Annotated in this window: 20 protein-coding genes and 1 pseudogene; 9 read left to right on the forward strand and 12 right to left on the reverse strand. The window is 34.8% G+C overall.

What is annotated here, in order from left to right:
* Positions 1-154 precede the first annotated feature (154 nt).
* From darT to ABID56_RS07460, 3 genes are all read left to right on the forward strand, one after another.
* Positions 155-784, forward strand: coding sequence for a type II toxin-antitoxin system toxin DNA ADP-ribosyl transferase DarT (gene darT, locus ABID56_RS07450; RefSeq protein WP_354219997.1), 630 nt, complete (start codon positions 155-157; stop codon positions 782-784).
* Between the two features lie 15 nt (positions 785-799).
* Positions 800-1,819 carry a type II toxin-antitoxin system antitoxin DNA ADP-ribosyl glycohydrolase DarG gene (gene darG, locus ABID56_RS07455; RefSeq protein ID WP_354219998.1) on the forward strand — a complete coding sequence of 340 codons (1,020 nt, stop codon included), beginning with the start codon at positions 800-802 and terminating at the stop codon, positions 1,817-1,819.
* A gap of 190 nt (positions 1,820-2,009) precedes the next feature.
* Positions 2,010-2,219 (forward strand): hypothetical protein, encoded by a 210-nt coding sequence (locus ABID56_RS07460; RefSeq protein WP_354219999.1) that lies wholly within the window; start codon positions 2,010-2,012, stop codon positions 2,217-2,219.
* A gap of 9 nt (positions 2,220-2,228) precedes the next feature.
* Here ABID56_RS07460 and ABID56_RS07465 read toward each other — a convergent pair whose 3' ends face one another.
* The 7 genes from ABID56_RS07465 to ABID56_RS07495 form a co-directional block, all read right to left on the reverse strand.
* Entirely contained in the window at positions 2,229-2,399 is a 171-nt protein-coding gene (locus ABID56_RS07465) for a hypothetical protein (RefSeq protein ID WP_354220000.1), read from the reverse strand.
* Between the two features lie 281 nt (positions 2,400-2,680).
* Complete coding sequence (locus tag ABID56_RS07470; protein ID WP_354220001.1) at positions 2,681-3,382, reverse strand: hypothetical protein; 702 nt, start codon at positions 3,380-3,382, stop codon at positions 2,681-2,683.
* A 293-nt stretch (positions 3,383-3,675) separates the two neighbouring features.
* Positions 3,676-4,125 (reverse strand): hypothetical protein, encoded by a 450-nt coding sequence (locus ABID56_RS07475; RefSeq protein WP_354220002.1) that lies wholly within the window; start codon positions 4,123-4,125, stop codon positions 3,676-3,678.
* 286 nt (positions 4,126-4,411) lie between these two features.
* Complete coding sequence (locus tag ABID56_RS07480; RefSeq protein WP_354220003.1) at positions 4,412-4,699, reverse strand: TIGR04104 family putative zinc finger protein; 288 nt, start codon at positions 4,697-4,699, stop codon at positions 4,412-4,414.
* A gap of 11 nt (positions 4,700-4,710) precedes the next feature.
* Complete coding sequence (locus tag ABID56_RS07485) at positions 4,711-5,013, reverse strand: hypothetical protein (protein WP_354220004.1); 303 nt, start codon at positions 5,011-5,013, stop codon at positions 4,711-4,713.
* A gap of 87 nt (positions 5,014-5,100) precedes the next feature.
* Complete coding sequence (locus tag ABID56_RS07490) at positions 5,101-5,700, reverse strand: hypothetical protein (protein WP_354220005.1); 600 nt, start codon at positions 5,698-5,700, stop codon at positions 5,101-5,103.
* Between the two features lie 321 nt (positions 5,701-6,021).
* Complete coding sequence (locus ABID56_RS07495; protein ID WP_354220006.1) at positions 6,022-6,897, reverse strand: tetratricopeptide repeat protein; 876 nt, start codon at positions 6,895-6,897, stop codon at positions 6,022-6,024.
* Positions 6,898-7,258: 361 nt separating this feature from the next.
* Between ABID56_RS07495 and ABID56_RS07500 the strand changes: the two genes are divergently transcribed.
* The 4 genes from ABID56_RS07500 (at position 7,259) to ABID56_RS07515 (ending at position 11,105) form a co-directional block, all read left to right on the forward strand.
* Positions 7,259-7,933 (forward strand): response regulator, encoded by a 675-nt coding sequence (locus ABID56_RS07500; RefSeq protein ID WP_354220007.1) that lies wholly within the window; start codon positions 7,259-7,261, stop codon positions 7,931-7,933.
* Positions 7,933-9,306: a HAMP domain-containing sensor histidine kinase gene (locus tag ABID56_RS07505; protein ID WP_354220008.1), complete on the forward strand. Its 1,374-nt coding sequence runs from the start codon at positions 7,933-7,935 to the stop codon at positions 9,304-9,306. Before ABID56_RS07500 ends, ABID56_RS07505 begins: the two co-directional genes overlap by 1 nt.
* A gap of 84 nt (positions 9,307-9,390) precedes the next feature.
* Positions 9,391-10,419, forward strand: coding sequence for an ABC transporter permease (locus tag ABID56_RS07510; protein ID WP_354220009.1), 1,029 nt, complete (start codon positions 9,391-9,393; stop codon positions 10,417-10,419).
* 2 nt (positions 10,420-10,421) lie between these two features.
* Positions 10,422-11,105, forward strand: coding sequence for an ABC transporter ATP-binding protein (locus tag ABID56_RS07515; RefSeq protein WP_354220010.1), 684 nt, complete (start codon positions 10,422-10,424; stop codon positions 11,103-11,105).
* Between the two features lie 153 nt (positions 11,106-11,258).
* Here ABID56_RS07515 and ABID56_RS07520 read toward each other — a convergent pair.
* The 5 genes and pseudogenes from ABID56_RS07520 to ABID56_RS07540 form a co-directional block, all read right to left on the reverse strand.
* A pseudogene (locus ABID56_RS07520) lies at positions 11,259-11,507 on the reverse strand (IS3 family transposase); the annotation flags it as partial.
* Between the two features lie 24 nt (positions 11,508-11,531).
* The gene (locus ABID56_RS07525; RefSeq protein WP_354220011.1) at positions 11,532-11,768 is read right to left on the reverse strand and encodes a hypothetical protein; all 237 of its coding nucleotides are present in this window, start codon (positions 11,766-11,768) and stop codon (positions 11,532-11,534) included.
* Between the two features lie 83 nt (positions 11,769-11,851).
* The gene (locus ABID56_RS07530; protein WP_354220012.1) at positions 11,852-12,451 is read right to left on the reverse strand and encodes a hypothetical protein; all 600 of its coding nucleotides are present in this window, start codon (positions 12,449-12,451) and stop codon (positions 11,852-11,854) included.
* A gap of 55 nt (positions 12,452-12,506) precedes the next feature.
* Complete coding sequence (locus tag ABID56_RS07535) at positions 12,507-12,845, reverse strand: hypothetical protein (protein WP_354220013.1); 339 nt, start codon at positions 12,843-12,845, stop codon at positions 12,507-12,509.
* 59 nt (positions 12,846-12,904) lie between these two features.
* Positions 12,905-13,285: a DUF3221 domain-containing protein gene (locus ABID56_RS07540; protein WP_354220014.1), complete on the reverse strand. Its 381-nt coding sequence runs from the start codon at positions 13,283-13,285 to the stop codon at positions 12,905-12,907.
* 279 nt (positions 13,286-13,564) lie between these two features.
* On the opposite strand from ABID56_RS07540, the gene ABID56_RS07545 reads away from it, so the two are divergent.
* Together ABID56_RS07545 and ABID56_RS07550 are read left to right on the forward strand one after the other, a co-directional pair.
* Positions 13,565-13,759: a hypothetical protein gene (locus ABID56_RS07545; protein ID WP_354220015.1), complete on the forward strand. Its 195-nt coding sequence runs from the start codon at positions 13,565-13,567 to the stop codon at positions 13,757-13,759.
* A gap of 491 nt (positions 13,760-14,250) precedes the next feature.
* Positions 14,251-14,715 carry a hypothetical protein gene (locus tag ABID56_RS07550; RefSeq protein ID WP_354220016.1) on the forward strand — a complete coding sequence of 155 codons (465 nt, stop codon included), beginning with the start codon at positions 14,251-14,253 and terminating at the stop codon, positions 14,713-14,715.
* The last annotated feature ends 118 nt before the right edge of the window (positions 14,716-14,833 follow it).

Consider the following 14,833-nt stretch of genomic DNA (forward strand, 5'->3'; position numbering starts at 1 on the left):
CTTCTCAAATTATATTCTTTTGAATATTTAATACTAAAAGATGCGCTCTGTTTATGTTTTAACCTTGCAAAATGTTATAATGAAGGAGGACATTTTAATTAGTTATTAATTTTATACTACAGTATTTATTATTATATAAAGTTGGAGTAGATTTATGGAAAGAAAACTTTTATACCATATTACAAGCTACAAAAACCTTCCTTCAATACTGAAAAGCGGACAAATATTGGCTCATTCCCTTGTGAAAGATGGAGAATTTTCACACTCTGACATTGCCCACAAAAGAATTCAAGACAGACGTTCAACTACATCGGTGAATGCATCTCCTTTCGGAAGATTACACGATTATGTGCCTTTTTATTTTGCTCCTCGTTCACCAATGCTTTATGCTATAAAAAATAATAGAGTTGAAGGGTTTGAAGGTGAACAAAGTGATATCATTTATTTTGTTACTGACACAGAAAAAATAATTCAGGCAAATAAAAAATTTGTTTTCACAAATGGGCACCCTATTATGGCATTAACCGATTTCTATAATGATTTAAATGACCTTGATAAAATCGATTGGGACGTCATGCAAAACACTTATTGGCATGATACAGATGAATTCCCTGACCGCAAATGGCGGCGTCAAGCTGAATTTTTGGTACATCAAACTGTTGAACTCGAATCATTTCTAGGGATCGGGGTATTTAACAGCGACATGAAAAACAGAGTGAATAACATATTACGAGAACACAAAGAAGATATGACCGTACTTATAAAACCAGAATTTTATTTTTAATGGGAGGTGGAAGCAATGATTCAGTATAAAAAAGGAAATTTATTAGAAGATCAATCGGAAGCACTTGTGAACACTGTTAATACAGTTGGAGTAATGGGTAAAGGAATTGCATTACAATTTAAGCAAGCTTTCCCTGAAGTATTTCGTGAATATGAGAAAGCATGCAAAAACCACCAAATCAATATTGGATACATGCATGTAGTACCTACTCACGGAATAATAGGACCGAAATATATTATAAACTTCCCTACCAAAAAGCACTGGAAAGAAAAATCAAAAATTAATTATATAACAGAAGGATTAAATGATCTTGTGAAAATAATTAAAGAATTAAACATACAGTCCATAGCACTTCCTCCCCTCGGGTGTGGTAATGGCGGACTAGAATGGTCAGAAGTAAAACCATTAATAGAAAATGCCTTTCAAGATATACCGATTGAAGTTTATGTCTATGAACCAGCTGGGAGTCCTGCCCCAGAAAATATGAAGATAGGCACTAAGCAACCTAAAATGACAGAAGCCAGAGCACTATTGCTTGCTTCATTAAATAATTATAAAGAACCTGATTATCGTTTGACACTCTTAGAAGCACAAAAGATTGCTTACTTTTTACAAGAAGTCGGCGAACCATTGAATCTAAACTTTGTTAAAGGGAAATATGGACCTTACGCCGAAAATCTAAATTTCGTTTTGCAGAGATTAGAAGGTCATTTCATTCGAGGATATGGTGACCGTAGCAGAGATGCAGAAATTCACCTTATCAATTCAGCTAGCGAACAGGCATATGAATTTTTAGAAAAAAACACTGAGTACACTATGAGACTTGAAAAATTACGTCATATCATAAATGGTTTTGAAAACCCTTATGGAATGGAGTTATTAGCCACAGTTGATTGGATCCATAAAACAGTGACCCCAACGACAACAGAAGCACTCATAACAGAAGTACACAATTGGAACGAACGAAAAAGAAATCTATTTCCTGAGAAGCATATTTTAAAAGCATCAGAACACCTTAGACGGTTGGAAGTATAAAGTTAACTGTGTCATACGCATCACTGATACACCATTAATATTTTACTTTTAGAACGAACAACTTTATAATTCTCTTAAAGGTTTAAAGTCACACATTGCCCCTCTAGTCAGGGGCTAAATCACCCTGCTAAGTTCAATCAGTAGGGATTACTATTTCTTATTGATATGTCAAGGTATAAAGGTGGATTGTATGTTATCCAACATCTTATGGGGCTTATTTCTAATCGCAGCCTTTGCACTCATGATCATTCTAGATAAACGAAAACAGAAAAAGCGCCACACGAAACCGGATCACATGAAAACCCAGCAAGAGAAAGAGAACGAAAAAGAAGTCGAACGGGAAGTTGAAAAAGCGAGGTCACGCCGAAATGGCCCACCAGCAGGAGGCGGAGGGATATAATGCATCACTCTACTTTTCATTATAAATGTCGTCCTCCTCATTATCCCACCAATTATAATTTTCATTTAGTAAAATGACATCTTTGGACATATATTTTTCTTTAATTTTTTCCAAAACTTTTTGTCGATCAGACTCATTCATCATATCAATTTCTTTGATGATTTTATCCGGAATAGACACCAAGAACACCTCCAATATATTTTACTTTTATTATAACTTATACATATGTCATTACCAACGTTAATACTTTTAATCACATTATGAGGATTAGACGACAGACCCTAGCTCATCAACACTTTAAGCGTCAATATAATCGTCTATCGCTTTTCCCTGACTTGAATAATAATCATATTCGTTTTCACTCTCACTTCAAGCTTTTAATAGTCTCAACGACAAAACTTGTAAAAAATAACTTAACGTAATGGATCACAATCTCTCCCATGTTATTAAGTCAAACCGCACTAATTGACGTAAAACTCCTGCTCAATAATCTCATCAATTCGCTCTGAATAGTCACGTTGGCTTTCGTCAGCCTGCTTCGGGTTCTCCGCTCTCATGCGTCGGTTAATCTTAGTTAACAACACACCTTGCGCATAAATATCTCTGTCGAATGAATGGTTCAGCTCTTCAACACTGATCCCTAAAGCATCAGCATAAATCTCCATACTCTCAACAACGTTTGCATCAACATTTTCTTCGATATAATCCGTCACTTCTTCCTGAGTCACTGTCAGCTCATAACGTTCCTCAGCTGTGTTAAACATTTTCTTAACTGACTCAGCTCTCTCCTGAGCCAGATCTTTTACCTCTTGAACGGGTTTTCTCTCGTCGTACAGTTCATTTTCCACTAAATAACGAAACTTAATTTTATCTTCATTGATGGATGCTGCACCAAACACGTCATTTTCGTCATATTGATCCGGATCCTGTACGTCAAATACCTCTTCTACTACCGCTTCGTCTAAAGAATCCCGAACTTCATTAACAGCTTCCTCAAAATCGTCTTCATCATAATCTTGAGGATCAGGTATTTCCATTTCACTCTCGCTCGGTTCAGATTGCGCTTCAGGAGATTCCGTATCAAACCAACCACCCGTGTTCCAGATGATCAACCCAACCACAAGAACAACGACAAAACTACCTACCATGACCCCTTTTTTCACAATGATCATTCCTTTCGCTCAAACATTTAATACATATATGTTCCAAACAGATTCATAACTCCTATTGAAGTAAGTAGTTCCGATACTGTGGAGAAAATCTAAAATGACAGGTGAAATAACATACTAAACACACTAGTTTAACACTATTAAAATCAGTAAACATAACAACAAAAAAGCCTGGACATTAAAATGTTAAAGCTTTTTTATATTGCCTTCTTCAACTAAAGCTCCCTATAGTTGAAGAACTTAAAAATGTAATTATACGAACAATTAACGGTCCAAAACTTCTAATACTATCTATTATTATTTTGAATTCGATTATACCTTTTTTCATTCTCATACCACATTACTATTCCGTTTAAAAAACTAAAAACTATTAGGAATAATAAAAAAAACCAAGTCAATGCACTATTTGACAATTCAGACACAATCCCAAACGGAGTACGACCATTCCCAACTAACTGAGAAAAACATAAAATAACTGTCATGATGAATAATGAACGCCCTCCTTCAAGAATAACATTTATCCAAAACCCCTTATCTCTCGCTTTATCCCATCTCTTATAAAATCTTTGGTCCACTTTTTCTTCTCTAATTAACCGAAAAATCACAATGGGAATTAGTATGACAACCGCTATATAATAAATTGTTAAATAATACAAATCGAAAAACACAGGTAGGAATAATAGACACACTGTTGCTATAATTGAAATTATTAGCTTGTAATTACTTGTTGTTTTCATTATCCCTCTCCCTCTCCTTATTTTTATTGATGTCTTTACTTATACTATTTCTAAATCCAAGTAGTAATCTTCTTTGTTAATTTCAAAGTGCATGTACAAACGTTTTCTTATTAAGCTGTGTATGCAATATTCAACTGAGGTGCTTCTTCATCTTCATATTTCTTCAACTCAATGTGCATATCCCAACATTCAATGAAAACTTCGTAGTTGAATCGACATTATTTAACATTTGATATAGGTTTCAGGTTGAGGTTTTCCGCTAAAGGCTTATAAAAATCACTCCCAATTACAAACAAGCTTTATAAGTAACAAAAAACGGAACCATTAAAGAAACCATTATCATACATACGGCAGCTATCCCGAAAATCAAAGTAACATCATTAGCAGGTGACAGAAATATAAAGGGAATTAAAATCGGAAGAGTTATAAGACAAGCAACAATGGTTCTACTAAGAAATGTTATCTCATGTTTGGTACGGCATTCGTTGCATTTAATAGGACGATAATTAGCCCAAATTGATTTATAAATTTTACTCCAACTAAATGGTCCATGACAACTCTCACATTTTTGCAATACAGTTCACCTCAATACTTATAACTTAGTTCCTCATGATCAAAAACAAAGAATACAGGCAGGTCTTCACCACCAACATCCAAGCCGTCCAGGTCACTGTGAGATTCTGAGAAATAGGTTTGGGATAAATATATGTTGTCATCCGTAAATGATTCTTTAAAAGCAGGCGTTGAAATAGAGTCCTGAACTGACACTATGCTATACTTCCCTTCTTCTTCAGATAAAAAGTGTTCAGGTGCTTCTGCTCCGCCTGTGCACCCTGCTGTGAAAGGTATTACGAACATTAATGTAATAATAAATAGCCGACGCATCATGTTTAAAAACCCCTTTAATTAATATAAATTGCTACGTCTCAAGCTCTCTAAATTCAATTTCCAGAAACTAAACTTCTACTAATGCCATCACCCTGCACTAACCGAAAACCAGTTATCCTCTAATTTATTCACCGCTCGATAATGGCCGTTAAAATCACCCGTCTGAGGTTCTTCATTCGTTGAGGAATACACAATCCCCGCAAAAGAGTCTAAAAATCCACCATCAGATAGAAATAATAAAGAAGTGTGATCTTCTTCTCTCTCAATATAAACTTCTCCATTAACCGACAGATGTTTATATTGATCTGGCAATTCAATAATAGATGCAACATACCCCGAATTTGTAGACGCCAATTCATCATTTAAAACCATATCAACAACGGCAGTTCGTTGTTCTTCAGTCGAGTGATAATCAGCTTCTAACACAACCTGATCAAACGGAATTAGAAAGAACAAGATCACGGCAACCCCTTGAATAGCTAGGTGTTTCCAGTCCTTATGAGCGAATAAAACGACTAACCCTATGGCAGCCACAATTAAAAATGCGCTATAAGCAAACGTCGAGAAGACAAAAAACTGAAATGAACTCAACAACTCATTGATCGTCCAATGGAAAAACTTAAGCATTAAGATCATCAAACTACTCCCAATACTAGCAATCAATAGAAACTTTATACGTATACGCAAATTCGACCCACCTTGCTGTAATCTATCATTATACTGAAATGTTGGCATATCAATCTGATAGCAAACATTTTTATTAACCTATGTCGCATTTACGTTACCACAGAAAGTATACTAATTGTGTTTCCAATGACACGTCGTTTAGAGAATTCAGATAATATTTACTCGCTTTTTCTTTAATTTCCTTAATAAATATAAAAATAGTTATATTTAGCTAGTTTCTACAGACAAATTACCTTTTTGTGTAAAATCCCTTAATAAAACCATCCTGTGTACCAACTCAACCTTGTCAGCGAGCTCATCTTCATCCAAAATAATCATCAATTATGCGTCTTGTAATTTCGCTAACTGCTGGTCCACTTTTGCCACAAATGACTGATGATCAATTAACTCAAATACACGTTTAGCATGCATAAAAGAATCCTCCGCCTTTTCAGCATCACCCAAATGCTTATGACAATGACCTTGTATAAAATACGATTCGCCTAAACCATGAAATGTAAGATTACTTTTACATAACGCAATAGCTTTATCACAGCATGCCAAGCTTTCCTCAGCCTGTTGATTCATCAGAAGCACTCTTGCCAGATTATATAATAAACCGGTTTCAGACTTCGCTTCATAAACAGGCATCTGCCATAGCTTCTGTAATCCCGTTTCATAATACGTAATAGCTAAATGGTAATCACCTTTTTCAGCATAAATACTCCCCATATTCGAGAGGATTTGCACTTCACGTTCAGAAGCTGCCTTAATGCTTGTTTTAGCTAATGTTAGTGCATCTTGAAGTAACAACAACGCTTTATCGAGATCTTTTTCAAGATAACGAACCGCAATCGCCTTATGCCATAGAATAAACTGATGAAAATGCCTCGATCCTAATAATGGCCCATTCTCCTCTGCTTCTATCAAGTTCATTAAACTTCTATAATCTTTCATCTCAACTAATGTCCGAGCCTGCTGCTCAACATCCATTATGTACTCATACCGTTCATGATAAGAAGCGAACAAAATATAATTCACATCAACCCCTAATCGCTCAGATAATTGATACAAAATATCAGATGCTACGTTCTTGTTCCCCGCTTCAACTTGACTAATATAAGCTTGTGTACAAATGTCTTCAGACAATTCTTTCTGCGAGAGTCCATAATACACCCGCAATTCCTTTAACTTCTCACCAATTCGTTGATCGTTCATACTGACTCCTTCTTTGTTTGAAATTAAATTTGATGTATCATCTAAAAATAATTATGATCCTTCGAAATGAAGTTTATATATGTGGCCTTGTCCGCTATTACCTAACCATGTATTACCTCTACAATTACTTTCCATTATAATTATGGAAATCATAACATTTATAAACGATTTTTGGTAAAATTATATCAAATATTTTTTGATATGAAACAATGATTATCGCTATTCATGTTGAAAGTGTAAAATAAAATTGCTTACTATGATATTTCGTTATAGACTTTTAAATTAATCTTCTGTTCACTTTTAGGCTGTAAGATAGTCCAATAGAACCTATATTTAATATGGAATAGAAAGGGTGATCACAATGACTAATATCTTAATTATTGACGACGATCCTTATATACTCAATCTTGTAGAGGTGACTTTAAAAGATTCTGGTTTTTTTACCTACAAAGCAATAGATGGTTTTGAAGCATTGGATATTTTTGAACAAACTCCCATAGACCTTGCGATAGTAGATGTGATGATGCCAAAAATGGACGGGTTCACACTGACTCAAAAAATCAAAAATATGTATCATATTCCTGTCATATTACTCACGGCAAAGGGGGAGTTACACGACAAAGAAAAAGGATACATTTCGGGTACAGATGATTATGTCGTCAAACCATTTGAACCAAAAGAACTCGTATTTCGGATTCAAGCAGTTCTAAGAAGATACAACAACCTCAGTAATGATGTGATCCAAATAAATGATGTAAAAATTGATAAAAGAAACTATGAAGTACAAATTGGCAATCAACGTATGATCATGCCTTTAAAGGAATTTGAGTTATTAGCATTATTAGCTTCACGACCTAACCAAGTATTTAATCGAGATTACTTAATTGAAAATATTTGGGGGCTTGAGTTTGAAGGTGACGAAAGAACTGTAAATGTTCATATAAAAAGAATCAGACAAAGGTTAGAAAAGGTTACATCAACCATAGAAATCATAACGGTTCGTGGGGTTGGGTATAAATTAGAGGTGGCTTCATGATGAAATCTTTATATACTAAATTTTTATTTATCACTCTGCTTATCATGATTGCTAGTTCACTTATAGGATTTTTCATTGCGAATAGTTATTACCAAAATAGCTTAAAGCCTGAGAACGATTCAAAGAACATGGAGATTGTCACTGGTATAGCAAATTACGCTGAGACTCAAGATGATCTTAACCAGTTTTTTACACACACTGCTTCAACTGGTTATCAATTACTAGTCGTGAACCAACAAGGGGACAAAGAATTTTATGGAGGGCAATTTGATGAAAAGAATTTACCAACAAAAGCAATAGAAAAAGTACTCAATGGTGATTCTTATCATGGAATGAGAGATTTTCCTAAAGGCACTTTTGTAACAGGGTTCTTCGCAAACGAATTACAAAACTCTGTAGGAGTACCTTTTCGTCATAATGGTACACAATACGCACTTTTCTTGAGACCCAACATTAAACTTTTATTCAATGAACTTCACATTTTGTTAGGTTGGATGGCTTTTGCTATATTTATACTTAGCTTGATAGCTGTTTTAATTTGGGCAGCTATTCTTATACGTCCTGTGCGTCAATTATCTCATGCAACAAATGAAATAGGCGAAAATGGATTTAATGTTAACCTAGATATTCATAGAAATGATGAGATTGGCCAATTAGCACAAAACTTCAAGGACATGACTTCACGACTCGAAGACTTAGATGAAGTTAGAAAATCATTTGTATCCAATGTTTCACATGATATTCAAACCCCATTATTAAACATTCAAGGATACAGTCGTCTCTTGAAAAATAGTACATTGTCTGATGAGGAGAAAAACTCATATTTAGAAGTGATTCAAGAGGAAACAGAGAGAATGTCCATATTATCTAAACAGTTATTGACATTATCATCACTCGAACCAAACAGTCAATCGTATTCTATAAAGGAGATTAATATTTCTGAACAAATACAAAGTCTTCTTCATAAATACTATTGGCTTATAAATGAGAATGAATTGTCCTTGACCTACTCTCTTGAAGATATAACAGTAAAAGGAAATCCTGATCTGTTATATACGGTTTGGGAAAACTTATTGACTAATGCCATCAAATATAATGAACCTGGTGGATCTATTGAAATTAAGGCGGAAAAAACAAACAATCAGTTAGCAATTGAATTTACTGATTCAGGAGTAGGGATTAAGTCAAATGAGCAAAGTCAAATCTTTGACCGTTTCTACCGTGGTGACTCAGCCAGAACTAGGACAAACCAAGGTACTGGATTAGGTTTATCCATAGTTAAAGAAGTTATCGAACTACATGAAGGGAACATCTATATTTATAGTCAATTAGAGAAAGGCACAACATTTAAAATCATCTTTCCACGATTGTAATATTTTATTAACCTTTTGTTCACTTAGCTGATTTATCATAATCAGTAAGTAAAACAAAAGGTTTTTTTGAGAGGGATGATCATAGTGATTTTAGCTTGGAAAGAAATAAAGAACAATAAAGCGAAGTTTTCTATAGTAGGGTCTATTATATTACTTATTAGTTTATTGACATTTATCATATCAGGTTTAGCGAATGGGCTATCTCAGGATAACATGTCTTTGATAAAAAATTTCCCGGATGGAACGTTTTATATGGCCGAGGACTCTAATAATTCCTACGCACAATCGCGTATAGATGAAAAGAAACAGATGCAGTTGTTAGAAAATGGCGGAGACTCTTTCGCATTTTCGCTTCAAATGGGAAATTTAAAGATTGATTCAAATAAACAAAAAAACGTCTCACTCATGACTTATACTGATAACAAGTATTATCAAAATATAGATAATGGAGAGATTGTTCTCGACCATTCATTAAAAAAGGAAGGGATAAAGGCTGGAGACCAGTTATCCTTCCGACAGTCTGAAAACAGTTTTGAAGTCGCCGGTTTTGTAGATGATGCGAGATTTAATCATTCGCCAGTCGTATTAATCAACCAAAAAGATTTTAATAACCTGTTTAGAACCCAAGCATTTCAGATCGTCTTTAGTCCTATCTCTAATAAAGACATTGATGGTTTAAATGCATACAGTAATAGTGAATTTTTAAACACTATACCGAGCTACCAAGCAGAGCAAATGACTCTTAATATGATTGTATGGTTTTTAATAATTATTAGTGGCATGTTATTTGCTATATTCTTTTATATGATGAATGTCCAGAAATTGGGGATGTATGGAATTCTTAAAGCCTTAGGTATTCGCACAAATACTCTATATACCATGATATGGACTCAGATGGGGATAATTACAGTAAGTGCACTTATTAGTTCTGCATTATTGAGCCAAGTATTTCAATCCATAGCACCTACTTCTATGCCATATAGTTTACCACTAACTTCAACTATACAACTATCAATCTTATTCATTGTCGTAGGATTTATGGGAGCGACTCTATCAGGAATTCAAATTAAAAGAATTGATCCATTACAAGCAATACAACAAGGGGAGGCTTAACTATGAGTCAATTACAATTAGAACAAGTGAGAAAATCATTTATGAACGGGGAAGTAGAAGAAGAAGTATTAAAAGGAGTTAACTTAACACTCAACAAAGGAGAAGTAACGGCACTGATAGGTTCTTCTGGCTCAGGAAAAAGTACAATCCTTTCAATAGCAGCAAGCCTTCAACCCTTATCGAAAGGACGCATCATATTCGACCATCAAAACTTAGTAGAATTAAAGCCTGAACAAATAAGAAAAATTAGAGCTCAGCAATACGGTTTTGTTTTTCAACAATCTCATCTCGTTCCTTTTTTAACCGTCGAAGAACAACTTTCTTTGATGTTAGATATAGCTGAAGTAAAAGGAAGTAAATACGATAAACAAAACGAAATAAAAAATGTATTAGAAAAAGTTGAAATGACTCATCGTCAAAGCGCCTACCCTGCTTCACTATCAGGTGGTGAGAAACAACGAATAGCTGTGGCTCGCGCCATCATTCATAGACCAAAAGTACTTTTTGCGGATGAGCCGACTGCAAGTCTAGATTCCAAAAAATCAAACGATATCATGCAGTTAATTCAAGAATTAACACACTCTTTAGAGATGATGACATTAATCGTTACACATGAAGAAGAGATGTTAGAGTATACAGACAGAGTGGTGAAAATGAGCGATGGAGAAATAATAATGGTTAACTAATTAAACAATTTTTGATTATTTTCATCGTGACGATTAGAATTATTAATTTGACTTAACATATCGTCCAACAATAAACCTTTTTTCATCGACTCTATGACATTGCCAGTTTCAACAGTGAACTGTACCCTTAAAAGTGGACAATTTAATAAAAAACTAGGCGGCTAAAAGGTGACCTCGATATTGACTCGGGGTCATCTTTTTTAGTGTCCATTGGTATCTTGATGAATTGTAATAGGCTATATAGTCATGAATCATTATTTTAACCTCCTCCATCGTGTGACAAGCTTTGATGTCTATGTCATCTTTCAAATGACCGAAGAAAGATTCCATTGGGGCGTTATCCCAACAGTTGCCTTTGCGTGACATCGATTGGGTGAATCTCATGTCTTTAAGCTGTTGTTGAATTTTGCATTACACACTAACCCTTCAAACAAAACGAACTTTCTCTTGGATATAATCGATTTCTCGGTATTCTTCAATATCTTTTTCAAGCTCTGTATTATCTTCTTGTAATTTAGATATTTGCTTTTCTTTTTTTTCGATTTCATTTTGAGCATTTTCTAGATTGCTTTCCAATGATTCAATTTTTTCACTTTGTTCATCATCATTAGAACATCCGAATAACCCAACAACAAGCAAAGAAATAATTATAAATTTCTTCAAAAAATCACTCCTCTCCTTATTATATATCTTGATTTTAAAAAAGGATAAATATCACAAACAATTATTAAGTTACAGCACTGTGCTTAAGGATTGTATCCCTCAGTCTCTTCCTTTACATCGAGAATAAATGACACCCACTCTTGTTCCGCTACCATATTTTCATGATCTGAGAAGAATGTCTGGCCTGCACCTTCAGAGCTGATTGATGGATAATAGTCATTCACATGTTTGGCCCATTGTTTATGTAAAGCTAAATATTTTTCAATCATTGTGACATCATCTTCATTCAAATGACCTTCACGTTCTTCCGAAATGAATTGTGCTTCATCTGCTAACCTACTAACGAGTTCGGTGGAAGATGGTTCAGGTGAATGATCAAAGTCGGAAGGTTTATAGTTAAACATTTCAACCGTGAAATCTTGCAATGTCTTCAACCTGTAAATATATTGAGCATTCCTTTCTAACAACTGAGCATCCTCAGTTGTGATCTCATGAGCCACAACAACGTCCGAGAGCACTTCCTCATTTGACAAAATCCCCTGACTTACTGCCCCTAAATCATTATTCAAGTCATCCGATATCCAGCGTTGGTACTGATTGACACTCATATATTGATTTACTGAGATAATGACCAGCATAACAACCATTGTTACAGCGACACCTATAGTAACTTTTAACTTCATGTTAATCACCCTTGTCTTGATCAAGTCAGTCATAATCCATTTAATAAACAATTCCCTAAGACCTCAAAACCTCAACCACTTCCGCTTCACGGTCCGTTTTCAAAACCAATTCTTCATGATCGAACACGAAAAATACAGGCAGATCTTCACTAGAAATGTCTAAATCGTCCAAATCGCTGTGTGACGTCGAAAAGAACGTTTGTGATACATATAAATTCTCCGCAGTGAATGCCTCACTAAAACTAGGCATTGGAGCTTCTGGTTCAATTACTGAGACAATGCTATATTTCCCTTCCTCCTTAGACAAAAAGTGCTCAGGCGCTTCAGCTTCACCTGTGCAACCAGCCAGAATTGATATTAGGAAAATGAATACAATCATGAAATTTGTCCGCATCATAATAAAATCCTTTCTTTAATAAATATAATTCTAGAAACATACTAAATTTGGTGTCTTTAATCAGTTATAACTTTAATGTCTTCTGCAACAAATTGCGGCGGTTTTGATTCCAGCACCCCATTCGAATTAAACTGTATGCTAACTTGATCACCTTTAGTTATGGAGGCGTATGTGCTTGAATCGATTGAATACCAAGCACCGTCATTTCGAGAAGCCATTCTTGTCAGTTCATCATCACTTTTTTCACCTATAGTCTCTTTCTTTATATTCGGAGTGACAAGAATCTGATGAGTTTCCGTTTCCCGTTTGTCTACGATAATCCCTTGGGCTTCTTCTAAGTTCATATTGTCTTGGTTACTTTCCGAAGAACAAGCAACAGAAATCAACATAACAAGAATTAAAAGCATGATTAATAGAAAACGTTTACGTAAATACATCATCCACCCCTACCTATGACGACATAGCCTGTTTGAGTTCAAATTTTCAACACGCAGCCTTTTCTTTGACTTTCCAACCATACATCAACGTCATGAGTTAAACCACACTTCAATATCCTATTGTTCTCCAGAAAAGGTATTATCCAAATATTCATACATTTACACTCATCATATCATAGTAATACACACCTATGGTAAAAATAGGATAAAAAATCGCTTACAATCTATTCAATAGGACGATTTATTAGTATAATAATTCATAAATAAAAGGGGGATACGATGAAACCGTTAGATCAATTCCTTTATATTATTAAAGTGTTACTATTGATTTTATTTGCTTTTATTATATTAGGTAGCAGTAGTTCAGATTTATCACTGGGCAATAGGGGTCATTTAATCCTTGCAGGTATAGCTATACTTGAAGTTGTCATTATCATTCGGAAGTTGGATCATAACAAAAACCAAGATGTTTGATTTGCTAATATCACTCGCCAAACCGCATCATAAGGAGTTGTCATGACAATTGAAGATTTCCAACTTACTCAAAATAAATTTGAAACCGTTCATTTATCACGTCTGTTTAGTACTGTTAGGAACAGGTATCATTGGCGCCAATTGGAATAGCGCTAGAAATGAAGCTGTCCTGATAACATTTATCCTTATGGTACTGTTACATTTTGCAGTCGGCTTTTTATTAACCAACCAACATACTTGGTATGACAATCTACTATCTGTTTCAGTAATCCTTATTTTTAACGGGGTACTATATATGTACAATAAAGTTGACCAAACTGGTTTCCAATCTTTAATGGATGGCATCGTCATTGTTTTTAAATTCCCGTTTCTATATATTTTAGGGTGGCATGGCCCTAATTATCCGTTGCTTGTGATCTTCCTTCCATCATTACTCTTATGGTTCGGACTTGAATGTAAATCTCAATTTTATAAACTAAAGAGGTGATATCATGAAAAATGGCTTGATAACATCAATTATAATTACAGCAACCCTCATCACAGGATGTTCGAATGAAGACGAGACTGAACCGAAAGAAGTGACAAACTACGAACATACATACACTGGCGAAAGTAGTCATTGGATAGCTGAATTGACGTATGAAGGAGCAGAAATTATCACTGATGAAGATGGAGTCGAACAACAATCTAATGATGCAGAGTATGAATTGCAACTCGTATATAGAGGGGCAGTAGAAGACATCCGCCCTTTAAACCAATTATCGTTTTCTTTTGATACAGGACGCTTCGGGCGTAGTATAGGCCGTGAATTTGATAGACCACCGCAAGATCTAACATTTTCACTTAGTGGTCACGATAAAGGGATTTCAAAGATAAACGAAAACGCAACGATTGAAGTCAATGTCGAATGGAATGACCATGAAGAGTCATTTGAGTTGAAAAGTCATAACAACTAAATAATAGCCCAAACCTCTACCTATGTAAACGCTAAACTAAAGTAGACAGTTTTTGCTCGATAAAAATGAACACTTTTCAATCAAAAATAACTCTCTGTAGTATGATAGATTTAGCATC

The organism is Alkalibacillus flavidus, assembly GCF_040545925.1.
GTDB classification, from domain to species: Bacteria; Bacillota; Bacilli; order Bacillales; family Alkalibacillaceae; genus Alkalibacillus; species Alkalibacillus flavidus.